General features: G+C 47.9%; 20 protein-coding genes. 18 read left to right on the plus strand and 2 right to left on the minus strand.

Annotated features, from left to right (window positions below; all coding sequences use genetic code 11):
• Nucleotides 1-40: 40 nt before the first annotated feature.
• The 3 genes from IEY34_RS25600 (at nt 41) to IEY34_RS25610 (ending at nt 3,463) form a co-directional block, all read left to right on the plus strand.
• Nucleotides 41-1,051 (plus strand): thiamine pyrophosphate-dependent dehydrogenase E1 component subunit alpha, encoded by a 1,011-nt coding sequence (locus IEY34_RS25600; RefSeq protein ID WP_189016901.1) that lies wholly within the window; start codon nt 41-43, stop codon nt 1,049-1,051.
• 2 nt (nt 1,052-1,053) lie between these two features.
• Complete coding sequence (locus tag IEY34_RS25605) at nt 1,054-2,034, plus strand: alpha-ketoacid dehydrogenase subunit beta (RefSeq protein ID WP_189016904.1); 981 nt, start codon at nt 1,054-1,056, stop codon at nt 2,032-2,034.
• 67 nt (nt 2,035-2,101) lie between these two features.
• Nucleotides 2,102-3,463 (plus strand): dihydrolipoamide acetyltransferase family protein, encoded by a 1,362-nt coding sequence (locus tag IEY34_RS25610; protein WP_189016907.1) that lies wholly within the window; start codon nt 2,102-2,104, stop codon nt 3,461-3,463.
• 3 nt (nt 3,464-3,466) lie between these two features.
• Here the strand turns inward: IEY34_RS25610 and prli42 are convergent, their stop codons facing one another.
• On the minus strand, nt 3,467-3,571 hold the full coding sequence (prli42, locus tag IEY34_RS25615) for a stressosome-associated protein Prli42 (protein WP_189016921.1): 105 nt from the start codon (nt 3,569-3,571) through the stop codon (nt 3,467-3,469).
• A gap of 72 nt (nt 3,572-3,643) precedes the next feature.
• Between prli42 and IEY34_RS25620 the strand changes: the two genes are divergently transcribed.
• Nucleotides 3,644-4,774, plus strand: a complete 1,131-nt coding sequence (locus IEY34_RS25620; RefSeq protein ID WP_189016924.1) for a M20/M25/M40 family metallo-hydrolase — start codon at nt 3,644-3,646, stop codon at nt 4,772-4,774.
• Between the two features lie 121 nt (nt 4,775-4,895).
• On the plus strand, nt 4,896-6,005 hold the full coding sequence (locus tag IEY34_RS25625; protein ID WP_189016927.1) for a DUF3866 family protein: 1,110 nt from the start codon (nt 4,896-4,898) through the stop codon (nt 6,003-6,005).
• Here IEY34_RS25625 and mciZ read toward each other — a convergent pair.
• On the minus strand, nt 5,905-6,111 hold the full coding sequence (gene mciZ, locus IEY34_RS38240) for a Z-ring formation inhibitor MciZ (RefSeq protein WP_505816940.1): 207 nt from the start codon (nt 6,109-6,111) through the stop codon (nt 5,905-5,907). The genes IEY34_RS25625 and mciZ overlap by 101 nt on opposite strands.
• Before the next feature lie 87 nt (nt 6,112-6,198).
• Between mciZ and IEY34_RS25630 the strand changes: the two genes are divergently transcribed.
• The 13 genes from IEY34_RS25630 (at nt 6,199) to IEY34_RS25690 (ending at nt 17,350) form a co-directional block, all read left to right on the plus strand.
• Nucleotides 6,199-6,756 (plus strand): NUDIX domain-containing protein, encoded by a 558-nt coding sequence (locus IEY34_RS25630; protein WP_189016930.1) that lies wholly within the window; start codon nt 6,199-6,201, stop codon nt 6,754-6,756.
• A complete protein-coding gene (locus tag IEY34_RS25635; protein WP_189016933.1) occupies nt 6,753-7,931 on the plus strand; it encodes an endonuclease Q family protein in 1,179 nt (392 codons plus the stop codon). The genes IEY34_RS25630 and IEY34_RS25635 overlap by 4 nt, the downstream gene beginning before the upstream one ends.
• Before the next feature lie 61 nt (nt 7,932-7,992).
• Nucleotides 7,993-8,634 carry a stage II sporulation protein M gene (gene spoIIM, locus IEY34_RS25640; protein WP_229757837.1) on the plus strand — a complete coding sequence of 214 codons (642 nt, stop codon included), beginning with the start codon at nt 7,993-7,995 and terminating at the stop codon, nt 8,632-8,634.
• Nucleotides 8,635-8,739: 105 nt separating this feature from the next.
• Complete coding sequence (fur, locus tag IEY34_RS25645) at nt 8,740-9,225, plus strand: ferric iron uptake transcriptional regulator (protein ID WP_189016936.1); 486 nt, start codon at nt 8,740-8,742, stop codon at nt 9,223-9,225.
• A gap of 182 nt (nt 9,226-9,407) precedes the next feature.
• Nucleotides 9,408-10,523: an alanine dehydrogenase gene (gene ald, locus IEY34_RS25650; protein ID WP_189016978.1), complete on the plus strand. Its 1,116-nt coding sequence runs from the start codon at nt 9,408-9,410 to the stop codon at nt 10,521-10,523.
• A 57-nt stretch (nt 10,524-10,580) separates the two neighbouring features.
• The gene (locus IEY34_RS25655) at nt 10,581-10,820 is read left to right on the plus strand and encodes a DUF4227 family protein (RefSeq protein WP_189016939.1); all 240 of its coding nucleotides are present in this window, start codon (nt 10,581-10,583) and stop codon (nt 10,818-10,820) included.
• A gap of 77 nt (nt 10,821-10,897) precedes the next feature.
• Complete coding sequence (gene xerD, locus IEY34_RS25660; protein ID WP_373291338.1) at nt 10,898-11,794, plus strand: site-specific tyrosine recombinase XerD; 897 nt, start codon at nt 10,898-10,900, stop codon at nt 11,792-11,794.
• 110 nt (nt 11,795-11,904) lie between these two features.
• A complete protein-coding gene (deoB, locus tag IEY34_RS25665; protein ID WP_189016945.1) occupies nt 11,905-13,080 on the plus strand; it encodes a phosphopentomutase in 1,176 nt (391 codons plus the stop codon).
• Between the two features lie 35 nt (nt 13,081-13,115).
• Nucleotides 13,116-13,943 carry a purine-nucleoside phosphorylase gene (locus tag IEY34_RS25670; RefSeq protein WP_189016948.1) on the plus strand — a complete coding sequence of 276 codons (828 nt, stop codon included), beginning with the start codon at nt 13,116-13,118 and terminating at the stop codon, nt 13,941-13,943.
• 18 nt (nt 13,944-13,961) lie between these two features.
• Nucleotides 13,962-14,816: a purine-nucleoside phosphorylase gene (locus IEY34_RS25675; protein WP_189016950.1), complete on the plus strand. Its 855-nt coding sequence runs from the start codon at nt 13,962-13,964 to the stop codon at nt 14,814-14,816.
• 152 nt (nt 14,817-14,968) lie between these two features.
• Complete coding sequence (locus IEY34_RS25680; protein ID WP_189016953.1) at nt 14,969-15,406, plus strand: flagellar protein; 438 nt, start codon at nt 14,969-14,971, stop codon at nt 15,404-15,406.
• A gap of 178 nt (nt 15,407-15,584) precedes the next feature.
• The gene (locus tag IEY34_RS25685; protein WP_189016956.1) at nt 15,585-15,968 is read left to right on the plus strand and encodes a cupredoxin domain-containing protein; all 384 of its coding nucleotides are present in this window, start codon (nt 15,585-15,587) and stop codon (nt 15,966-15,968) included.
• 80 nt (nt 15,969-16,048) lie between these two features.
• Nucleotides 16,049-17,350, plus strand: coding sequence for a pyrimidine-nucleoside phosphorylase (locus tag IEY34_RS25690; RefSeq protein WP_189016959.1), 1,302 nt, complete (start codon nt 16,049-16,051; stop codon nt 17,348-17,350).
• Nucleotides 17,351-18,236 lie beyond the last annotated feature (886 nt).

Raw genomic sequence — 18,236 nt, forward strand, 5'->3', positions numbered from 1 at the left:
TTAAGTTCTGAGGCTAAAATTTATTAAGGAGGCCAACTCCATGTCCGTTAGTCAACTTTATAAGCATCAACAATTAGATTTATCAGACGATGAAGCCATTCGTATGTATAAAGTGATGAACCTTGCTCAGAAATATGATGAGCGAGCTTTTATGCTGCAGCGTGCAGGCAAAATTCCTTTTCATGTCTCTGGAATGGGACAATATGCAGGACAGGTAGGGATGGCTTTTGCCATGCAAGCCCAGAAGGACTATTTCCTGCCTTACTATCGTGATTATGCTTTCGTTCTTGCCGTAGGTATGACGGTGAAAGATTTAATGCTGGCTGTTTTCTGCAAAGCGGAAGATGTGAACAGCGGCGGCCGTCAAATGGCCGGACATTTCGGCGATAAGAAAAATCATATCGTAACGGGGTCCTCCCCTGTGACGACGCAAGTGCCGCACGCCGCGGGTATCGCGCTGGCAGCAAAAATGAAAAAACAAGATTTCGCAACGTTCGTTTCTTTCGGGGAAGGCTCCAGCAATCAGGGGGATTTCCATGAAGGCTGTAATTTTGCAGGTGTGCACAAGCTGCCTGTCATTTTCGTTTGCGAAAATAATCAATATGCTATTTCGGTTCCGCTGCATAAGCAAATGGCCGGCAAAATTTCTGATCGTGCGCTAGGCTATGGTTTCCCAGGGGTGCAGGTGGATGGCAGCGATGTGCTTGAAATGTATCGGGTTACCAAAGAAGCCAGAGAACGAGCGGTTCGCGGCGAAGGACCTACGCTGATCGAGATGGTATCGTACCGCTTGATGCCGCATTCCACATCGGATGACGACATGCTGTACCGGACCAAAGAGGAAGTTGAACAAAACAGGCAAAAAGACGGTATTTTGAAATTTAAGGAATACTTGATGGAATGCGGCTTGTGGAGTGATGAGCAGGATCGTGAACTGCAGGAGCTTCAGAAACAAGAAATCAACGAGGCTACGAAGTATGCGGATCTTGCGCCGTATCCCAAACCGGAAGATACGCTTCTCCACGTTTATGCAGAAGGAGATGGCAACTAATTATGGCAGTCATTACTTATTTGGAAGCAATCCGCTCTGCTATGCAGGAGGAAATGCAGCGCGATGACAATGTATTCGTTCTTGGCGAGGATGTAGGTAAAGGCGGCGTTCTGAACACGACCAAAGGTCTGCGCGATCTGTTCGGTGAGGAACGTGTACTCGACACTCCGCTGGCGGAGTCTGCTATTGTTGGCGTGGCTATCGGAGCAGCCATGTATGGCATGAAGCCGATTGCCGAAATCCAGTTCGCAGATTTCATCTTCCCGGCGACGAATCAAATTCTGAGCGAAGCCGCCAAAATTCGCTATCGCTCGAACAATGACTGGACGTGCCCGATTGTCATTCGCGCCCCTTACGGAGCAACTGGTGCAGGTGCTCTCTATCACTCGCAGTGTCCAGAGTCGGTTTTCTTCGGCACGCCAGGTATCAAGATCGTTGCGCCTTCGAATCCTTATGATGCCAAGGGGCTGCTGAAGGCGGCTATTCGCGATGCGGATCCTGTGCTGTACTTCGAGCACAAGAAGTGCTATTTGGCGCTTTCAGCGGACGTGCCGGATGACGATTACATCGTTCCGATCGGCAAGGCTGACGTGAAGCGCCAAGGGACGGACATTACCGTTATTGCGTACGGGATGGTCGTGAACTACGCCCTGCTCGCAGCCGAAGAGCTCGCCAAGGAAGGGATTTCGGCCCATGTGCTTGATCTTCGGACTTTGCAGCCGCTGGACAAAGAGGCTATCCTGGAAGCCGCAAAGAAAACAGGTAAAGTGCTTATTGCTCATGAAGATAACAAAACGGGCGGAGTTGGCGCGGAAGTATCAGCCATCATTGCTGAAGAGATGTTCTTTGACTTGGATGCACCGATTGCCAGACTCTGTGGACCGGACGTTCCTGCTGTAGGCAGCAATCCGCCGATGGAGAAGTTCTTCCTGCTTAATGCAGATAAGCTGAAGGATGCTATGCGTCAGCTTGCCATGTTCTAATACATTTCTTTTCTTGCTGCTATAGATATGAGAATGGATCAGTTCCTGAACCTTAGGAGGTACTATTATGACGCAAACCAACAGCCGGCTTACCGAGGTAACTGTTCCGCATTTGGCGGAAAGCCTCGTCTCGGCTACAATCGGCAAATGGCTTAAGCAGCCTGGCGATTATATTGAACAATATGACGTGATTTGTGAGCTTTTCACGGAGAAAGTCAATACCGAAATGCCTTCTCCCATCGAAGGCAAGCTGGTGAAAATCATCGTCGGTGACGGCGAAACAGCGGCAGTGGGCGAAGCGATTTGTTTGATTGAAGAGACCGTATCCGGCTCAGCAGCATCGGCTCCAGCGCCTAGCGCGCCTAGCCACGGAGCGGCTGCTCTTGCTGAAGAGACCGATCAAAGCATGCGAGGGCGCTTCTCGCCAGCCGTTCATCGGATCGCGCAAGACAACAACGTTGATTTGGCGCGCGTTGCAGGAACTGGACTTGGGGGACGTATTACCCGCAAGGACGTCGAGCAATTCGTCGCCTCCGGCGGTGCGACGACGAATGCAGTCCCTGCCCCGGCACATACGCCGGCAGTGCAGCAGCCGACTGCTGTAAGTACGCCTGCTTCCGTTCAACCTGAAGCGCAGGCAGCTAATCAGCCGGTTCGCAGCTCCGGCATTCATCTGTCAGCGAATCCACAGACGCCGCTGATCGAGGCGGAAGGCCATTCGCTTGACTCGCGTAATGAGCATTTCATCGATGTTACGCCTATTCGGAATGCCATCGCCTCACGAATGAAGCAAAGCGTCACAGAAATTCCGCATGCGTGGACGATGATTGAAGTCGATGTGACCAATCTCGTAGTGCTGCGGAACAAAGTGAAAGACGAATTTATGCGCCGCGAGGGCATTAATTTAACGTATTTGGCATTTATGCTCAAAGCCGTTGTCAATGCCATTAAGGATTATCCAATTATTAACTCGGTATGGGCTGTCGATAAAATTATCGTCAAACGTGATATTAATATTTCGCTGTCCGTAGGGACAGAAGATTCCGTGATGACGCCAGTCATCAAAAAAGCGGATCAAAAAAATATCGCCGGATTAGCCAGAGAGATTGATGAATTAACGAAGAAAACACGAGCGGGGAAATTATCGCTGAATGATATGGTGGGCGGAACATTTACGGTAAATAATACAGGCTCCTTTGGGTCGATTCTGTCTTATCCGATCATCAACTACCCGCAAGCAGCCATTGTGACCTTCGAATCGATTGTGAAGAAGCCTGTCGTTATTCAAGATATGATTGCTGTTCGTTCAATGGTGAACCTGTGTTTATCGCTCGATCACCGGATTCTGGATGGTGTCATCTGTGGACGGTTCCTGCAAAGAGTCAAGGAAAACTTGGAAAGCTATAATGCGGATACGAAGATTTATTAACGGTTAGGAAGTAAAAAATAATCCGGCAGTAAACAATAGGCTGGATAAGAGCATGACGATCAGCATAATATAGATCACAACTTTGAACCAACGTTTATTCTGTAACAATGGTATTCACTCCTTTTTCGTAAAGCTTGTCCTGTTTTATTGTAACTCAAAGTAAGTATCGGAGGAAAGTACATGATTCAACAGAACCGATTAGTGGAACAATTTATTTCACTTGTGAAAGTCGATAGCGAGACTGGCTTCGAGCAAGACATTTGTGTTGTGCTCAAAGAAAAGTTCATTCAACTAGGCCTGCATGTGGTAGAAGATGATTCCAAGGCCAAAAGCGGTCATGGGTCAGGGAATTTGATCTGCACCCTGGAAGCTACCGACAGCAACGCTGCGATTCCGACGATATTCTTTACGTCCCACATGGATACGGTAGCACCTGGCAAAGGCATTAAACCGCAAATCGGGGAAGACGGGTACATCCGCAGCGATGGCACCACAATTCTGGGCAGCGATGACAAAGCGGGGATTGCCGCGATGATGGAAGGCATTCAAGTGCTGAAAGAACAGAATATTCCGCATGGCCGCATTCAATTCGTTATTACCGCTGGGGAAGAAAGCGGTCTGAAAGGCGCTCGCGCCATGGATCGCAGTATGATGGAGGCGGAATTCGGCTTTGCGCTTGATTCCAATGGCAGCATCGGGGATATTGCGACGGCGGCTCCAGGGCGCGCCGAAATTGAAATTATTTTCCATGGCAAATCGGCTCATGCCGGTGTTAATCCAGAAGATGGCATCAGCGCGATCCAAGTCGCTAGCAAAGCGGTTTCCCGCATGTCATTAGGGAGAATCGACAATGAAACAACAGCGAACATTGGCAGCTTCTCTGGCGTAGGTCCGCTGAACGTGGTCTGCGATAAGGTGAAGATGGAAGCGGAAGCTCGCAGTATTGTTCAGCACAAGCTGGAAGCACAGATTGCCGCGATGAAACAAGCTTGTGAATCCGCTGCTGCAGATGCAGGGACAACTTGCGAGTTTAATGCGGAGATCGTTTATGCTTCCTATATGCATGATGATTCAGCGCCTATCGTACAGTTGACTAGCAGAGCGCTTGCAACGCTTGGTTTGACGGCTAAGACATTCCATTCCGGCGGCGGCAGCGACGCCAACATCTTTAATGGCATGGGGATTCCGACGGTTAACTTGGCCGTAGGATACCTAGAAATTCATACGGTCAAAGAACATATTGCGATTAGCGATTTGGTTAAAACGGCCGAATTGGTTGTAGCTCTTGTGAAAGAAGCTGCGAACGTTTAACTTATTGAAGGGTCTTCCAACGATCCGTTTGCCTAAATAGGGCGGCGGGTCTTTTTTTTATTTCTAAGGAAGCGGGCTGCCTCATATGCTTCAAGAAATACATGCTCGGAGGAACGCCAGGATGATGATCAAAGATAGCGGCAGGGTTGAACGAATTGATGCCGTCAGAGAAGGACTCCAAATGGTTTCCGTTCGGATGCGAAGCGGAGATCTAGCGCAGGCGGTACATTATACGGACACAGGTTTTCTGCTAGTTGTGGGAGATTGGGTGGGACTGAATGTAACTGCGTTCAATCTGGGGCTCAGTTCAGGGGGCTTTCATATCGTTGTTCACAAGCACGGGGTGGATGAAGAACCACTAGAACAGAGTTCTGACGGGCATATTATGAAACTCAAATACACCCCGATGCAGCGGAGCGTAATGGCTGTCGAAGAGCCGGTTAGTGCCTACCATACTCTTTTTAATAAGGATGTTCATTTGGATGGAATGCTAGTTTTGCTGGGAGAATTGCATAGCATGCTGCCGGTGGTCATGTGCTGGTTGCAGGATAGACAGCGTAGGAGAGGCTCTGGAGGCCCGTTGAAGGTCGCGTATATTATGACCGATGGCGGAGCTCTTCCGCTGCGTTGGAGCCAACATGTGGCTCATCTGGAAGCTTTAGGGTGGATCGGGGGGGCGATCACCTATGGTCAAGCTTACGGAGGAAGTATTGAAGCGGTTAATAAATTCAGCGCATTGCTGGCTGCCAAGCATGTTGTGAAAGCGGATTTGTGCGTGGTCACCATGGGACCGGGTATGGTAGGAACGGGGACCCGCTACGGTTATTCAGGTCTAGAAATTGGTGAATTAGTGAACGCCGTTCATGTTCTCCGCGGGACACCAATTGTCATCCCGCGTCTATCCTTCGCAGACCTGCGTGAGCGGCACCGCGGTATCAGCCACCATACGCTGACTGCGCTTGAGTTGGCCGCTGTCTGCCCTGCGCATGTTCCACTGCCGAGCTTGGCTGAGGAGCAGCAAGCTTATCTGCAAAAGCAAGTTCATCGTCTGCAAGGACATATACTTGCATATATGCCGTCTATTTCGCTGGAAGAAATGACAGAAGCACTAGCCCGCTATCCCGTGGAGATTACCTCGATGGGAAGGGGATTACGACAGGACCCAGCGTATTTCCAAGCGATTTGTTCAGCTGCGGAGTACGCAGGTCAGATACATAATCGACAACAGTAATATTATTTCCACCTTGCTGCAGCATTAACTGCAATTGACGTTTGACTTCCCATACTTTTCCTACAAGCCTGATTTGGCGATCGGTAACATAGCTCTTCATATCCATTTTCCTCTTTTCAGGTAAAATTTTGATATAATGAACGATATGCGTAAGTGGGACAAGTTAGACCAACTAATCCGAAGAGGTGTTACGATGTCATTACACAAAAAGTTCGAAGAAATAACCGTAAAGTCCGAACAAATTTTTAAAGGTAAAATTATTTCTCTGCAAGTAGACCATGTGCGTCTGCCCAACGGAGAATTAGCCACGCGTGAAATTGTTAAGCATCCAGGCGCTGTAGCAGTCATTCCGCTGCTTGACGATAAAATGATCGTGGTCGAACAATACCGAAAACCGCTGGAGAAAAGCCAGGTTGAAATTCCAGCAGGCAAGCTGGATGCAGGCGAAGAGCCGTTGAAAGCCGCTTTAAGAGAATTAGTGGAAGAAACGGGCTATCGAACTGACAATATCAAGCTTGTGAGCTCCTTCTACACATCTCCTGGCTTTGCCGATGAGATCATCCATCTGTATGTGGCTGAAGATTTGGTGAAAGGTGAGGCCAATCCGGACGAAGATGAGTTCCTGGAATGCGAGGCGATCACCTTGGAACAAGCCCAGCAGTATATACGTGAAGGACGGATCAGTGACGCCAAAACGATCATGGCCGTTTATGCCTGGCAGTTGTACCGCTTAACAGGACGAATGCAATGAATTCTTATTACGTTGACCTCCATATTCATATCGGTCGATCGGAGAAAGGGCAAGCCGTAAAAATTAGTGCGGCTAATGATTTGACCTTTTTCAATATTGCGCATGAAGCTGCCGTCAGAAAAGGCATGGAAGTGATAGGAATCATCGATTGCCATTCGCCTTCTGTGCAGGAAGATATCATGACGTATTTGGATCGGGGAGAAATGGAAGAGTTGGCTGGCGGAGGTATCCGTTATCAGGATACGACGATCATGCTTGGCAGCGAGATTGAAGTGCGGGATCCTGGAAGGGGCGCTGCGCATTTGCTTGCCTATATGCCTAATCTTGCTGTGATGCAAGAATTTACCAAGTGGATGAAGGGGCATATGAAAAATGTCGAGCTTAGCTCGCAGCGCATCTATGTTCCAGCGCGTGCGCTGCAAGATGAGATCGTTGGAAGAGGGGGCATCTTGATTCCTGCGCATATTTTCACGCCGCACAAAAGCGTGTATGGCAGCGCTGCGCAGCGAATGGAGGATTTGCTGGACTTAGACCAGATATCGGCTGTCGAATTGGGATTAAGCTCTGATTCGGACATGGCGGGAATGATTTCGGAGTTGGACCGCTTTACGTTTGTGACGAACTCCGATGCGCATTCGTTGGCTAAGATCGGTCGTGAATACAACCAAATGCGCTTGGCAGCGCCAACTTTTGAAGAGCTGGTTAAAGCCTTGCACAGGCAAGAAGGACGTGGGATAACGGCTAATTATGGACTTAATCCACGTTTGGGCAAATATCATAGAACTTACTGCAGTGTGTGTGAAGCTATCTTGGATGAAAGTGAAGGGACCGTCCTGCGCTGTGCAGATTGCGGCAGCCCTAAGATCATCAGAGGCGTCATGGATCGGATTATGGCTTTGGCTGATCGGGATACAGCCTATGTGCCGCCCTATCGCCCGCCGTATCATTTTCAAATCCCGCTCCAATTCATCCCTGGACTTGGACCCAAAAAGCTGGATCAACTGCTCAGACGCTTCGGGACCGAGATGAATGTCCTGCATCGTACCGCCAGAGAAGATCTGGCAAGTGAGATCGGTGAAGACATTGCTTCTTATTTAGTTCAAGCCCGAGAAGGCACTTTGCAGCTAGAGGTTGGCGGAGGGGGCAGATACGGGAAAGTGAAAAATCGTTCATAGTTTTGCGCGCTCGCTCATAAGCTTGTCTTTGTACAGGTTGTACAAGGAAGGAGCAGCGAGGGTGAATAAAAACCTAACGATGAAACAATATATGAAGGATAATTTGCCGCTTTTTATATTCGTCTCCGTACTTTTCATCATCGGTGTCGTGTTTGGCGCTGTCATGGTGAACGCTCTTTCGTTGGAACAAAAGCAGGAAATGACCAGGCATTTGGGCAGTTTTTTCCATGAAGTCAATGATGGAGCTGAGTTTGACAGCAAGCAATCGTTCGTTCAAGCTTTCGGCATGCATATGAAATGGATTTTATTGATTTGGCTATTCGGTTTGTCAGTTATCGGATTGCCTTTAATTCTCGTGCTTGATTTTCTCAAAGGCGTGCTGATCGGCTTCACAGTGGGCTATTTAGTTGGACAAATGTCCTGGAAAGGCTTATTGTTTGCTCTTGTTTCTGTCGCTCCGCAGAATTTGATTGTCATTCCGGCTATCCTCTTTTGCAGTGTAGCGGCCATGGCCTTCTCAATTTATATGATTAAGAATCGGTTTATGAGCCGAAATGGCAGCATGTATCAACCTTTCATGCGATATACAACACTAACGCTTACGATGGGAGCCTTTCTTCTGGGGGCAGCCCTATGGGAAGGATATGTCTCCCAAATGATGATGAAATGGGTAACGCCGATGCTCGTTGGCCTCTATGGGTAATGGGTTTATGTATGTTTATGTTTGACTTTGTCAGCAAGCTCCCCCTATAATAAAAAGAGTGGCTAAAATTGGGCTTGGATGCCCACCTTTCTGAGGGGGAGGCATATGGAAGCAAGGATCGAGAAAATAAAGCAGCAATTGCAATCCCAAGGGTACAAGCTTACCCCTCAACGGGAAGCGACAGTGCGCGTGCTTTTAGAAAATGAACAAGATCATTTAAGCGCGGAAGACGTGTTTATGCTCGTAAAGGATAAAGCTCCGGAGATTGGACTGGCAACGGTATACCGAACTTTGGAGCTGCTGAGCGAACTGCATGTTTTGGAGAAAATGAATTTTGGCGACGGTGTAGCGCGTTACGATTTGCGTGATGATAGTACACGTCACCATCACCATCATTTAATTTGCGTACAATGCGGATCCGTTGATGAAATTATGGAAGACTGGCTCGGACCTTTGGAAGAAAGGTTAGACCGTGATTTCAATTTTCAAGTACTGGATCATCGACTTGATTTTCAAGGTATCTGCTATCGCTGCAACGAACGAGGGAAACCGGACTCATTGGACAAATCCAAAACAACAGTTACGGAATAGAGCTGTTCATAAAAGGAAAATGCCTGTAAGCACATCCTGTGCATACAGGCATTTTTTCATTTGCTTCATATAATGACTACAAAGAGCAGATCGTTCTCCGTTCACATAATTGGACTGTAAGCAGGGGCACATTATGACTAATGACCTAGAGGAAGAAGGTAGTCGTTATGACCAAACAGCCGATTGTTATCGGTGTTCCCAAAGAAATTAAAAATAATGAAAACCGTGTGGCGTTAACGCCCGGAGGAGCAAGCATGCTGCTGGGCGCAGGCCATCAAGTGTTGGTAGAGAGCGGAGCAGGCTTGGGCAGCGGTTTCTTGGATGAGGACTATGTCAAAGAAGGGGCGATCCTGATCCCGGAAGCTGCGGAAATATGGGCTCGCGGAGATATGATCATGAAAGTCAAAGAACCTCTCCCCGCGGAGTATGGCTATTTCAGGGAAGGGCAGTTGCTGTTCACGTATTTGCATCTTGCGGCTGCCGGAGATTTGGCGGATCACTTATTGCAAAAGAAAGTGACGGGCATCGCTTATGAAACGATTCAGCTTCCCAATGGTTCACTTCCGCTGCTCACACCGATGAGTGAAGTCGCCGGTCGGATGTCTGTACAAATAGGCGCTCACTTTTTGGAACAATTTTATGGGGGGCGCGGCATTTTGCTTGGCGGTGTCCCAGGCGTACCGCCTGGCAACGTCGTTATTCTAGGCGGAGGCATCGTCGGAACGAATGCCGCTAAGATGGCGCTTGGCCTTGGAGCGAGTGTCGTTATTATCGAACGCAGCGCGGATCGCATGAGAGCGCTTGATGATATATTTGGAGGTCGACTGAATACGCTGATGTCGAATCCTTATAATATTGCGAGCGCCGTTCAGAAAGCGGATCTCTTAATTGGCGCTGTGCTCATTCCTGGAGCGAGAGCCCCACGCCTAGTGACGGAAGCGATGGTGCAGAGCATGAAGCCTGGCGCTGTCATTGTGGATGTCGCGGTAGATCAAGGCGGCTCGATAGAAACGATTGATCGGGTCACTACGCACAATGATCCAACCTATGAAAAGCACGGCGTTCTTCATTATGCGGTTGCCAATATGCCTGGTGCTGTCCCGCGGACATCGACGCTGGCGCTGACGAATGTCACGCTTCCCTATGCGCTGGAGCTTGCCAATAAAGGCTTCACACAGGCAATTACGGATAACTATCCGCTGCAGCTCGGAGTGAATACCTACATGGGAAGCATCACGCATCCAGCTGTCGCTGAAGCGTTAGGGAAGCCTTATGCCAAGTTGGCCGAGTTGTCATAAACAACCAGCTAGATTCATATCCTGTCCTTAGGAAAGCCAAAGAAATGAGGGCAGGCTATGATATTTTCATATCGGAAATTACTTGTTCGCTTGCGCTATATGCTGCTGTTCATGGCGTTGACGGTGATTTTATATCAAGTGATGTTCGTGCTGTCCGGCTGGATTCAGCCTGTAAACAAATATCGAACTCCTACAGGCAAGTCTGTGAAAGTTTTTGATCAGCAAGAGCATGTTTTATTATCGGACAAAGGGTCGATGAGTCAAAGATTGCGTTTATTTTATTGGTATGGTGAATAATAGAGGAGTTCTCTAATAGATCGTTGAATGCTATCATGAAGAAGATAAGGCATCACACGAAGGAGAACACCGGCATGATAAAGAATGATCTGCAATCCTTCATCCGATTTCTATCTGTAGAGCGGGGGCTAGCGCGCAATACCCTCGAATCTTACGAGAGAGACCTGCAGCAATTTGTTGACTACTTACAGCGGCAAGAGATCACAACATGGAAAGATACCAACAAAATGCATATCACCGGCTACCTTTCACAGATGAAATTATTAGGTCGCGCATCGGCAACTTTGTCACGAAACCTGGTTTCCATACGAGCTTTGTTTCAGTTTCTTGTCAAAGAACGAGTGATTGATTCGGACCCATCTATTTATGTCGAAGCCCCTAAGTTAGAGAAGAAGCTGCCTAAGATTCTTTCCATTCAAGAGGTGGAAAAGCTGTTGGCTGCGCCGCAGGCAGAAATGGTTAGCGGGGCAAGGGATAAAGCGATGCTGGAGCTGTTGTACGCAACGGGCATACGGGTTACGGAATTGATCTCTTTGAATGTATCCGATGTGAATCTGCAGATGGGTTTTATTCGATGTATTGGTAAAGCGGAGAAGGAGCGTAATATCCCGCTTAGTTCGATTGCGACTCGATGCTTAACCACATATATTCATAAAGATCGGATCAAGATGCTGAAAAAAACAACAGAGGAAGAAGCGCTGTTTATTGGGCATTTGGGAACAAGAATGACAAGACAGGGCTTTTGGAAAATTCTCAAGCGGTATGCCAAAGAGATGGATATTGCAAGCGATATCTCGCCTCATGCGTTGAGACATTCTTTTGCGGCTCATTTGATCGAGAATGGGGCAGATCTGAGATCTGTGCAAGAGATGCTCGGTCATTCTGATATTTCATCAACCCAAATGTATGTGCAAGTTGCCAAGCTCAAGATGAAGGATGTTTATAACTCGGCACATCCCCGAGCGAATATGTAAAGCTAAGCAGCGGCGGTTTCCGTAAGGAGAAGCTGCTGTTTTGCATTCAAGGAGCAGAAGTGAGATAATTAAGGGTGGATAACATTAGGAATTGATTTGGAGGGACTAACGTGCGCTTTGAACGAATCAGTTTAATCGTATTGGATAGTGTAGGCATCGGCGAACTACCGGATGCCAAACAGTTTGGCGACAGCGGGGCCCACACACTTGGACATATCGCAGAAAGCGTAAGTGGATTTGCCCTTCCTAACTTACAGCGGATGGGCCTAGGAAGTATTGCAGATATCAAAGGCATTCCAGCAGCGGATGCGCCGGAAAGCTATTATGGCAAGATGGCGGAAGTCTCCGTTGGCAAGGATACCATGACAGGTCATTGGGAATTGATGGGCTTGCGTATTTCAACACCATTTAATGTATATCCAGACGGATTTCCGGCAGCTCTGATTGATCAATTCGAGCAGGAGACAGGTCGTAAAGTCATCGGCAATAAGCCAGCATCGGGTACGGAAATTCTTGATGAGCTTGGCGAGAAACAGATGAAAACGGGGGCCTGGATTGTTTACACCTCTGCGGACAGTGTCTTTCAGTTAGCGGCGCACGAAGAAATCATCCCATTGGATGAGCTCTACCGAGCCTGTGAAATTGCGAGAAGATTAACGATGCAGGATGAATTTGCGGTTGGCAGAGTTATCGCGAGACCTTACTTAGGCGAGCCAGGCGCATTTAAGCGTACGCCGAATCGGCATGATTATGCGGTTAAGCCTCCTGCGCCAACGGTGATGAACCACCTGAAGGATGCGGGTCTAGATGTGATTGCAATTGGCAAAATCAATGATATTTTTGATGGGGAAGGCGTTACGCAAACGAGCTCTACCAAGAGCAACCTGGATGGGATTAACAAGACCATTGAAGTTTTGGGAACTTCGTTCAAAGGGCTAGCGTTCACGAATCTGGTGGATTTTGATTCCCTGTACGGTCACCGTCGTGACCCGGAAGGATACGGCCGCGCGCTGGAGGAGTTTGACAGCTTCGTGCCGCAGCTCAAAGCAGGATTAGGTCCCAAGGATCTGTTGATTTTGACCGCAGATCATGGGAATGATCCCATTCATGCCGGAACAGACCATACACGCGAATACGTTCCTATTTTGCTGTACAGCCCGAGCTTCGAGTCGCCGGCTTCCCTTGGGATTCGTGGGACATTTGCTGATTTGGGCGCGACAATAGCCGATAATTTCGGCGTAAAGGCGACCGATCAAGGCGAAAGTTTCTTATCTCTTTTAAAATAAACCGTAATTGACTAATTTTCAGGAGGAATTAACCTATGTCCGATAATACGATGATTCAGAAGATCCAAGAGGCAGCAGCCTTTATTAGCAAAGAAACGAATATCAAACCTCAAATTGGCCTTATCCTTGGTTCAGGACTTGGCGTCCTTGCTGATTTGATCGAACAACCCATCGTGGTGGATTATTCCCGAATTCCTCATTTTCCTGTTTCCACGGTAGAAGGTCATGCCGGCGAATTAGTTGTTGGTACGATTCAAGGGAAGTCCGTCCTGATCATGAAGGGCCGTTTCCATGCCTATGAAGGCTATGGCGCAGAAACCGTTTCTTTCCCTGTCAGAGTGATGAAAGAGCTCGGCGTTGAAACATTGATCGTCACGAATGCCGCTGGCGGAATTAATGAATCCTATCAAGTTGGCGATCTGATGGTCATTAGTGATCACTTGAATTTGACGTACCGCAACCCGCTTATCGGTCCTAATGACAATGCGCTTGGCGTGCGCTTCCCCGATATGTCCGAGGCTTACAGCAAACGTCTGCGCAAACTGGCGCATGATGTCGCGGCTTCCCAAGATTTCAAACTGCAAGAAGGCGTGTACGTGGGCCTGCTTGGACCTAACTATGAAACTCCGGCAGAAATTCGTATGTTCCGCACACTAGGCGGAGATTCAGTAGGGATGTCTACAGTTCCCGAAGTTATCGTAGCTCGTCACGCAGGTATCGAAGTGTTAGGCTTCTCATGTATTTCCAACATGGCTTCCGGTATTTTGGACCAACCGCTTTCCCATGCAGAAGTGATGGAAACTACGGAAAAAGTTAAACCTAAGTTTTTGAAATTAGTCCTCGGTATCATTGAGGCACTTTAATCAGAAGAGGAGATCATCATGGAATTAACGTACATAGAGAAAATCAAAGAAGCAGCAAGTTTTATTCAAAAGAAGCTAGGTACCGTGCAACCCGTCATCGGACTCGTCCTTGGGTCAGGTCTAGGCGATATGGCTAATCAGGTTGAAAATCCAGTTGCGATCGATTACAGTGAGGTTCCTCATTTCCCTGTTTCCACGGTGGAAGGTCATGAAGGCCGCTTTGTAGCGGGGACCTTGGAAGGGAAACAAGTGATCGTGATGCAGGGGCGTTTTCATTATTATGAAGGCTACGATATGAAAAAGGTTGTATTCCCTGTCTATGTGATGAAAGCCATCGGTGTCCAGACGGTCGTCATGACGAACGCCGCTGGCGGGATGAATCGCTCGTTCCAAGCGGGAGATTTGATGGTCATCAGCGATCATTTGAATATGACTGGCGACAATCCGTTGATTGGTCCTAACCATCAAGAGCTGGGCGTTCGTTTCCCTGATATGTCGGAAGCTTATAACCGTGAATATCGCAAGCTTGCACTCGAGCTCGCTAAGAGCGTAGTAGGCGATGACGGCGCACCGCTTAAACTGCAAGAAGGCGTATATGCGGGAATTACAGGTCCTACTTATTGCACGCCGGCAGAACTGACGATGCTGGCTCGAGTCGGCGGAGATGCTATTGGCATGTCTACCGTAGCTGAGGTCATTGCTGCGCGCCATTCAGGGCTCAAAGTATTAGGCATCTCTTGCATTACCGACATGGCGGTAGGCGAAGAACTAGAGCCTCTGACGCATGAACAGGTGGTTGCTGTGGCAAATCGCACGAAGCCGAAGTTCATCGCTTTGGTCAAGGCATTTGTCCGGGAAGTTAAACTAGGATAAGATGGTTTGATTGTTTATCAATTTTTAATGAGATTTAGCATCTGGAGACCTATGAATTGCCGGGGAGTCATGCTAGAATATAGTCAATTAGAACTATATTCGAAGGCATCCTAGCTAAGGATACCTATTCCATAACAAGGATGTGGTGGAGCATGGCTATCCCACAATTATCGGTAGCTAACTGTCCGCGCTGCGGAAAAGTGTTTCAGAAAAATTTGCGCAATCAATGTTCCGACTGCAGTTATAGCATGGATACTATTCTAACAAGTTGCTTGGAATTCTTGCGGAGAAATTATCGTGCAACCAATGCACAGGTCTATGCTGCAACTGGTGTTAACCCTGAGCAAGTGTACGTATGGATCAAAGAGGGCAAGCTGCATCTGAGCGACTATCCGAATTTGAACTATCCTTGTGCATCGTGCTCCAAACCGATCCGTCAACAGAAGATGTGCTCGGACTGCACATCTCGAATTACGCGTGATATCCGGGAACTTAAGGACAAAGATCAGAGTTTCCAAGTGCTGCGCAGGGATAAGCAAACGGTCTCAAGCGGCGGTTTCCAAATCCGGGAAAGATTAAGCGGCGTGTAATTTCCCGGCAGATGGGTAATAGTAAGAGTAACATCCCCCTTGCAGGGGGATGTTTTTACGAAAGGTCCATTCACAATTCCGTCACAAAATATTCAATGATTTGCCACTGATTATGTATGTGAATGTCTTGAGTTGTTAGGTAGAATAGATAAGTGAACACATGATGAGGGGGATATGCATGCAAAAGTGGATTTTCTTTGTACTATTTATACTTGCGGGCGCATTGGGGCTGGGAGTCCTCTTTCAAGATATTTCTAATCGCCAGGAGGCGAAGGAAGCGGATGCTGCCTCTAGCAAAATTCAGCAACTTAAAATTGTGGCTTCCAACTGGCAGTTCGACCAAGCTGATTTCACAGTAAAAAGCGGCGAGCCAACGAAAGTTTCCTTATCCTTAAAAGAAGGCGTTCATGCCATCGAAATCCAAGGGTTGGGTATCAAGTTGGATAAAGAGAACCCGTCCAAAGAAATCACTTTCGACAAACCGGGTACGTATGAAATTGATTGTGTGCTTCCTTGCGGTGAAGGACATGCTAAAATGAAATCTAAACTTGTTGTACAATAAGAAGACAGCAAGACAAAAGGGGGCCTAACAGCTCCCTTTTTTCGATTTTGAGTTTAGGAAAACACGGAGGAGACGATAGCATGAGAATGGTCGATTTAATACATAAAAAGCGTTCTGGTGATGGGCTTAGTGACCAAGAAATTGGATTTATTGTGAGTGGGTACACGAGTGGCGATATTCCGGATTATCAAATGTCCGCCTTATTGATGGCGATCTACTTCAATGGAATGTCGAGCGAAGAGATTTCAGCGCTAACGATGGCGATGGCAGGATCGGGCGAAATGATTGATTTATCTGAAATCGCAGGGATTAAAGTCGATAAACACTCAACCGGTGGAGTTGGCGATAAAATCAGCTTGATTGTTGGTCCAATCGTAGCTTTCCTAGGCGTTCCGGTTGCCAAAATGTCGGGCAGAGGCTTGGGACATACGGGCGGCACGGTTGATAAGCTGGAATCGATTCCTGGATTCCAGATCGAATTGACAAAAGATGCCTTTATTGAGGCGGTGAACACGAATAAAATTGCGATTGTTGGCCAGAGCGGAAACCTTGCTCCAGCGGATAAGAAAATGTATGCGCTCCGTGACGTGACAGCAACTGTCGATTCGATTCCGCTCATTGCAAGCTCGATCATGAGCAAGAAAATTGCCTCTGGGGCCGATGCGATCGTTCTCGATGTGAAAATCGGATCCGGCGCTTTCATGAAAACGGTGGAGGATGCGCGTGTACTCGCCCGTACGATGGTGGACATCGGGAAGAAGCTAAATCGGTATACGATTGCGATGATTACGGATATGGAGCAGCCGCTTGGACGCGAAATTGGGAACGCCAACGAAATTCGCGAATCCATTGAGGTTCTGCGCGGCACCGGAGATAAGGATCTTACGGAGGTCGCTATATCCGTTGCTGCCTATATGGCTGTGCTGGGTAAAGTGTTTGGCAGCTTCGAAGAAGCGCAGGAAGCGGTTCGAGACATCGTTTTGCAGGGGAAAGCGATTGACACCTTCAAACGCTTCGTAGCGAGCCAAGGCGGCGATCCTAACGTGGTCGATCAGCCTGAGCTGCTGCCGACGGCTGCGTATCATTTTGAAGTGCTGGCGGAGCAAGATGGCTTTGTGAATCAGATTGATGCGGAGCATATCGGCATTGCCGCTATGCTGCTGGGAGCGGGTCGCGCAAAGAAAGAAGACCAAATTGATTACGCAGTAGGACTTACATTGAACAAAAAAATCGGGGATGCGGTAAAAGTCGGCGAATCCCTCTGTACCCTTCATGCGAATCGTCAAGAGGTGCAGGAAGTTGTAACGATGATTCAGCATGCTTACCGCATCGAGAGCGGTGAACCGGCGCCGGTTCAATTAATTTATGATGTTATAGTTTAAATTTTGATAGGACCTTAATCGCCACATGTGTGTGGCGGTTGGGGTCTTTTGTTTTGTTAGGGGGAAGTGAAGCTTACCCATAATGAAACTTACCCCATGTTTTCGTGCTGAGCATGAATGGATACCCGCCAAGCTTGCGATAAGGGAACCAATCGGTTCGATTGGAGTATAAGGCAACCGAAGAAGGTGCTTATTTGATTGAGTGGCTGTTGGTTTGGCGTCAAAAGCAAGGCAGGAGTGCTTATTGTTCGTTCTTGAGCCCAGAAGTTCCGTTACGAACTCAACAACACTTATTTAATCAAAATTGGGCTGTTTAGAAAAGATAACGAACTCCATCTGCGTTAATTCATGTGAAAATGCAGCTTTCCGCCTCAATACTACTCTATAACGTTAATGCAGCTCGTTATTTCACCAAAGAAGCTATTTTCACGCAAATAAGCTTCATACAGTTCGTAAGAAGCTCAGATTGATTTTGAGGCAGCTGTAAGGTTGAAATTCAACCTTAACGCATCTGAAAAGGCGCTCGCGCTGGGCTTTCTCTGCCTTTAACGCTGTTTCACAGCGTTAAAGCGGACACAAAGACGGCAGATGGCGCATTAAGGTTGAAATTCAACCTTAACGCATCTGAAAAGGCGCTCGCGCTGGGCTTTCTCTGCCTTTAACGCTGTTTCACAGCGTTAAAGTGGACACAAAAGAGGCAGATGGCGTAGTAAGGTTGAAATTCAACCTTAACGCATCTGAAAAGCCGCTCGCGCTGGGCTTTCTCTGCCTTTAACGCTGTTTTACAGCGTTAAAGCGGACACAAAGGCGGCAGATGGCGTAGTAAGGTTGAATTTCAACCTTAACCGATCTGAAAAGCCGCTCGCGCTGGGCTTTCTCTGCCTTT

Source organism: Paenibacillus marchantiophytorum, assembly GCF_014640555.1.
Classification (GTDB): Bacteria; Bacillota; Bacilli; order Paenibacillales; family NBRC-103111; genus Paenibacillus_E; species Paenibacillus_E marchantiophytorum.

Coding starts and splice junctions, on each gene's coding strand:
- IEY34_RS25620 (WP_189016924.1), top strand. CDS start 3,644: ATGATTCAACAGAACCGATTAGTGGAACAATTTATTTCACTTGTGAAA.
- IEY34_RS25655 (WP_189016939.1), top strand. CDS start 10,581: ATGATATTTTCATATCGGAAATTACTTGTTCGCTTGCGCTATATGCTG.
- IEY34_RS25625 (WP_189016927.1), top strand. CDS start 4,896: ATGATGATCAAAGATAGCGGCAGGGTTGAACGAATTGATGCCGTCAGA.
- fur (WP_189016936.1), top strand. CDS start 8,740: ATGGAAGCAAGGATCGAGAAAATAAAGCAGCAATTGCAATCCCAAGGG.
- IEY34_RS25685 (WP_189016956.1), top strand. CDS start 15,585: ATGCAAAAGTGGATTTTCTTTGTACTATTTATACTTGCGGGCGCATTG.
- IEY34_RS25610 (WP_189016907.1), top strand. CDS start 2,102: ATGACGCAAACCAACAGCCGGCTTACCGAGGTAACTGTTCCGCATTTG.
- IEY34_RS25675 (WP_189016950.1), top strand. CDS start 13,962: ATGGAATTAACGTACATAGAGAAAATCAAAGAAGCAGCAAGTTTTATT.
- IEY34_RS25635 (WP_189016933.1), top strand. CDS start 6,753: ATGAATTCTTATTACGTTGACCTCCATATTCATATCGGTCGATCGGAG.
- IEY34_RS25670 (WP_189016948.1), top strand. CDS start 13,116: ATGTCCGATAATACGATGATTCAGAAGATCCAAGAGGCAGCAGCCTTT.
- IEY34_RS25630 (WP_189016930.1), top strand. CDS start 6,199: ATGTCATTACACAAAAAGTTCGAAGAAATAACCGTAAAGTCCGAACAA.
- IEY34_RS25600 (WP_189016901.1), top strand. CDS start 41: ATGTCCGTTAGTCAACTTTATAAGCATCAACAATTAGATTTATCAGAC.
- mciZ (WP_505816940.1), bottom strand. CDS start 6,111: ATGGATATGAAGAGCTATGTTACCGATCGCCAAATCAGGCTTGTAGGA.
- IEY34_RS25605 (WP_189016904.1), top strand. CDS start 1,054: ATGGCAGTCATTACTTATTTGGAAGCAATCCGCTCTGCTATGCAGGAG.
- IEY34_RS25690 (WP_189016959.1), top strand. CDS start 16,049: ATGAGAATGGTCGATTTAATACATAAAAAGCGTTCTGGTGATGGGCTT.
- IEY34_RS25680 (WP_189016953.1), top strand. CDS start 14,969: ATGGCTATCCCACAATTATCGGTAGCTAACTGTCCGCGCTGCGGAAAA.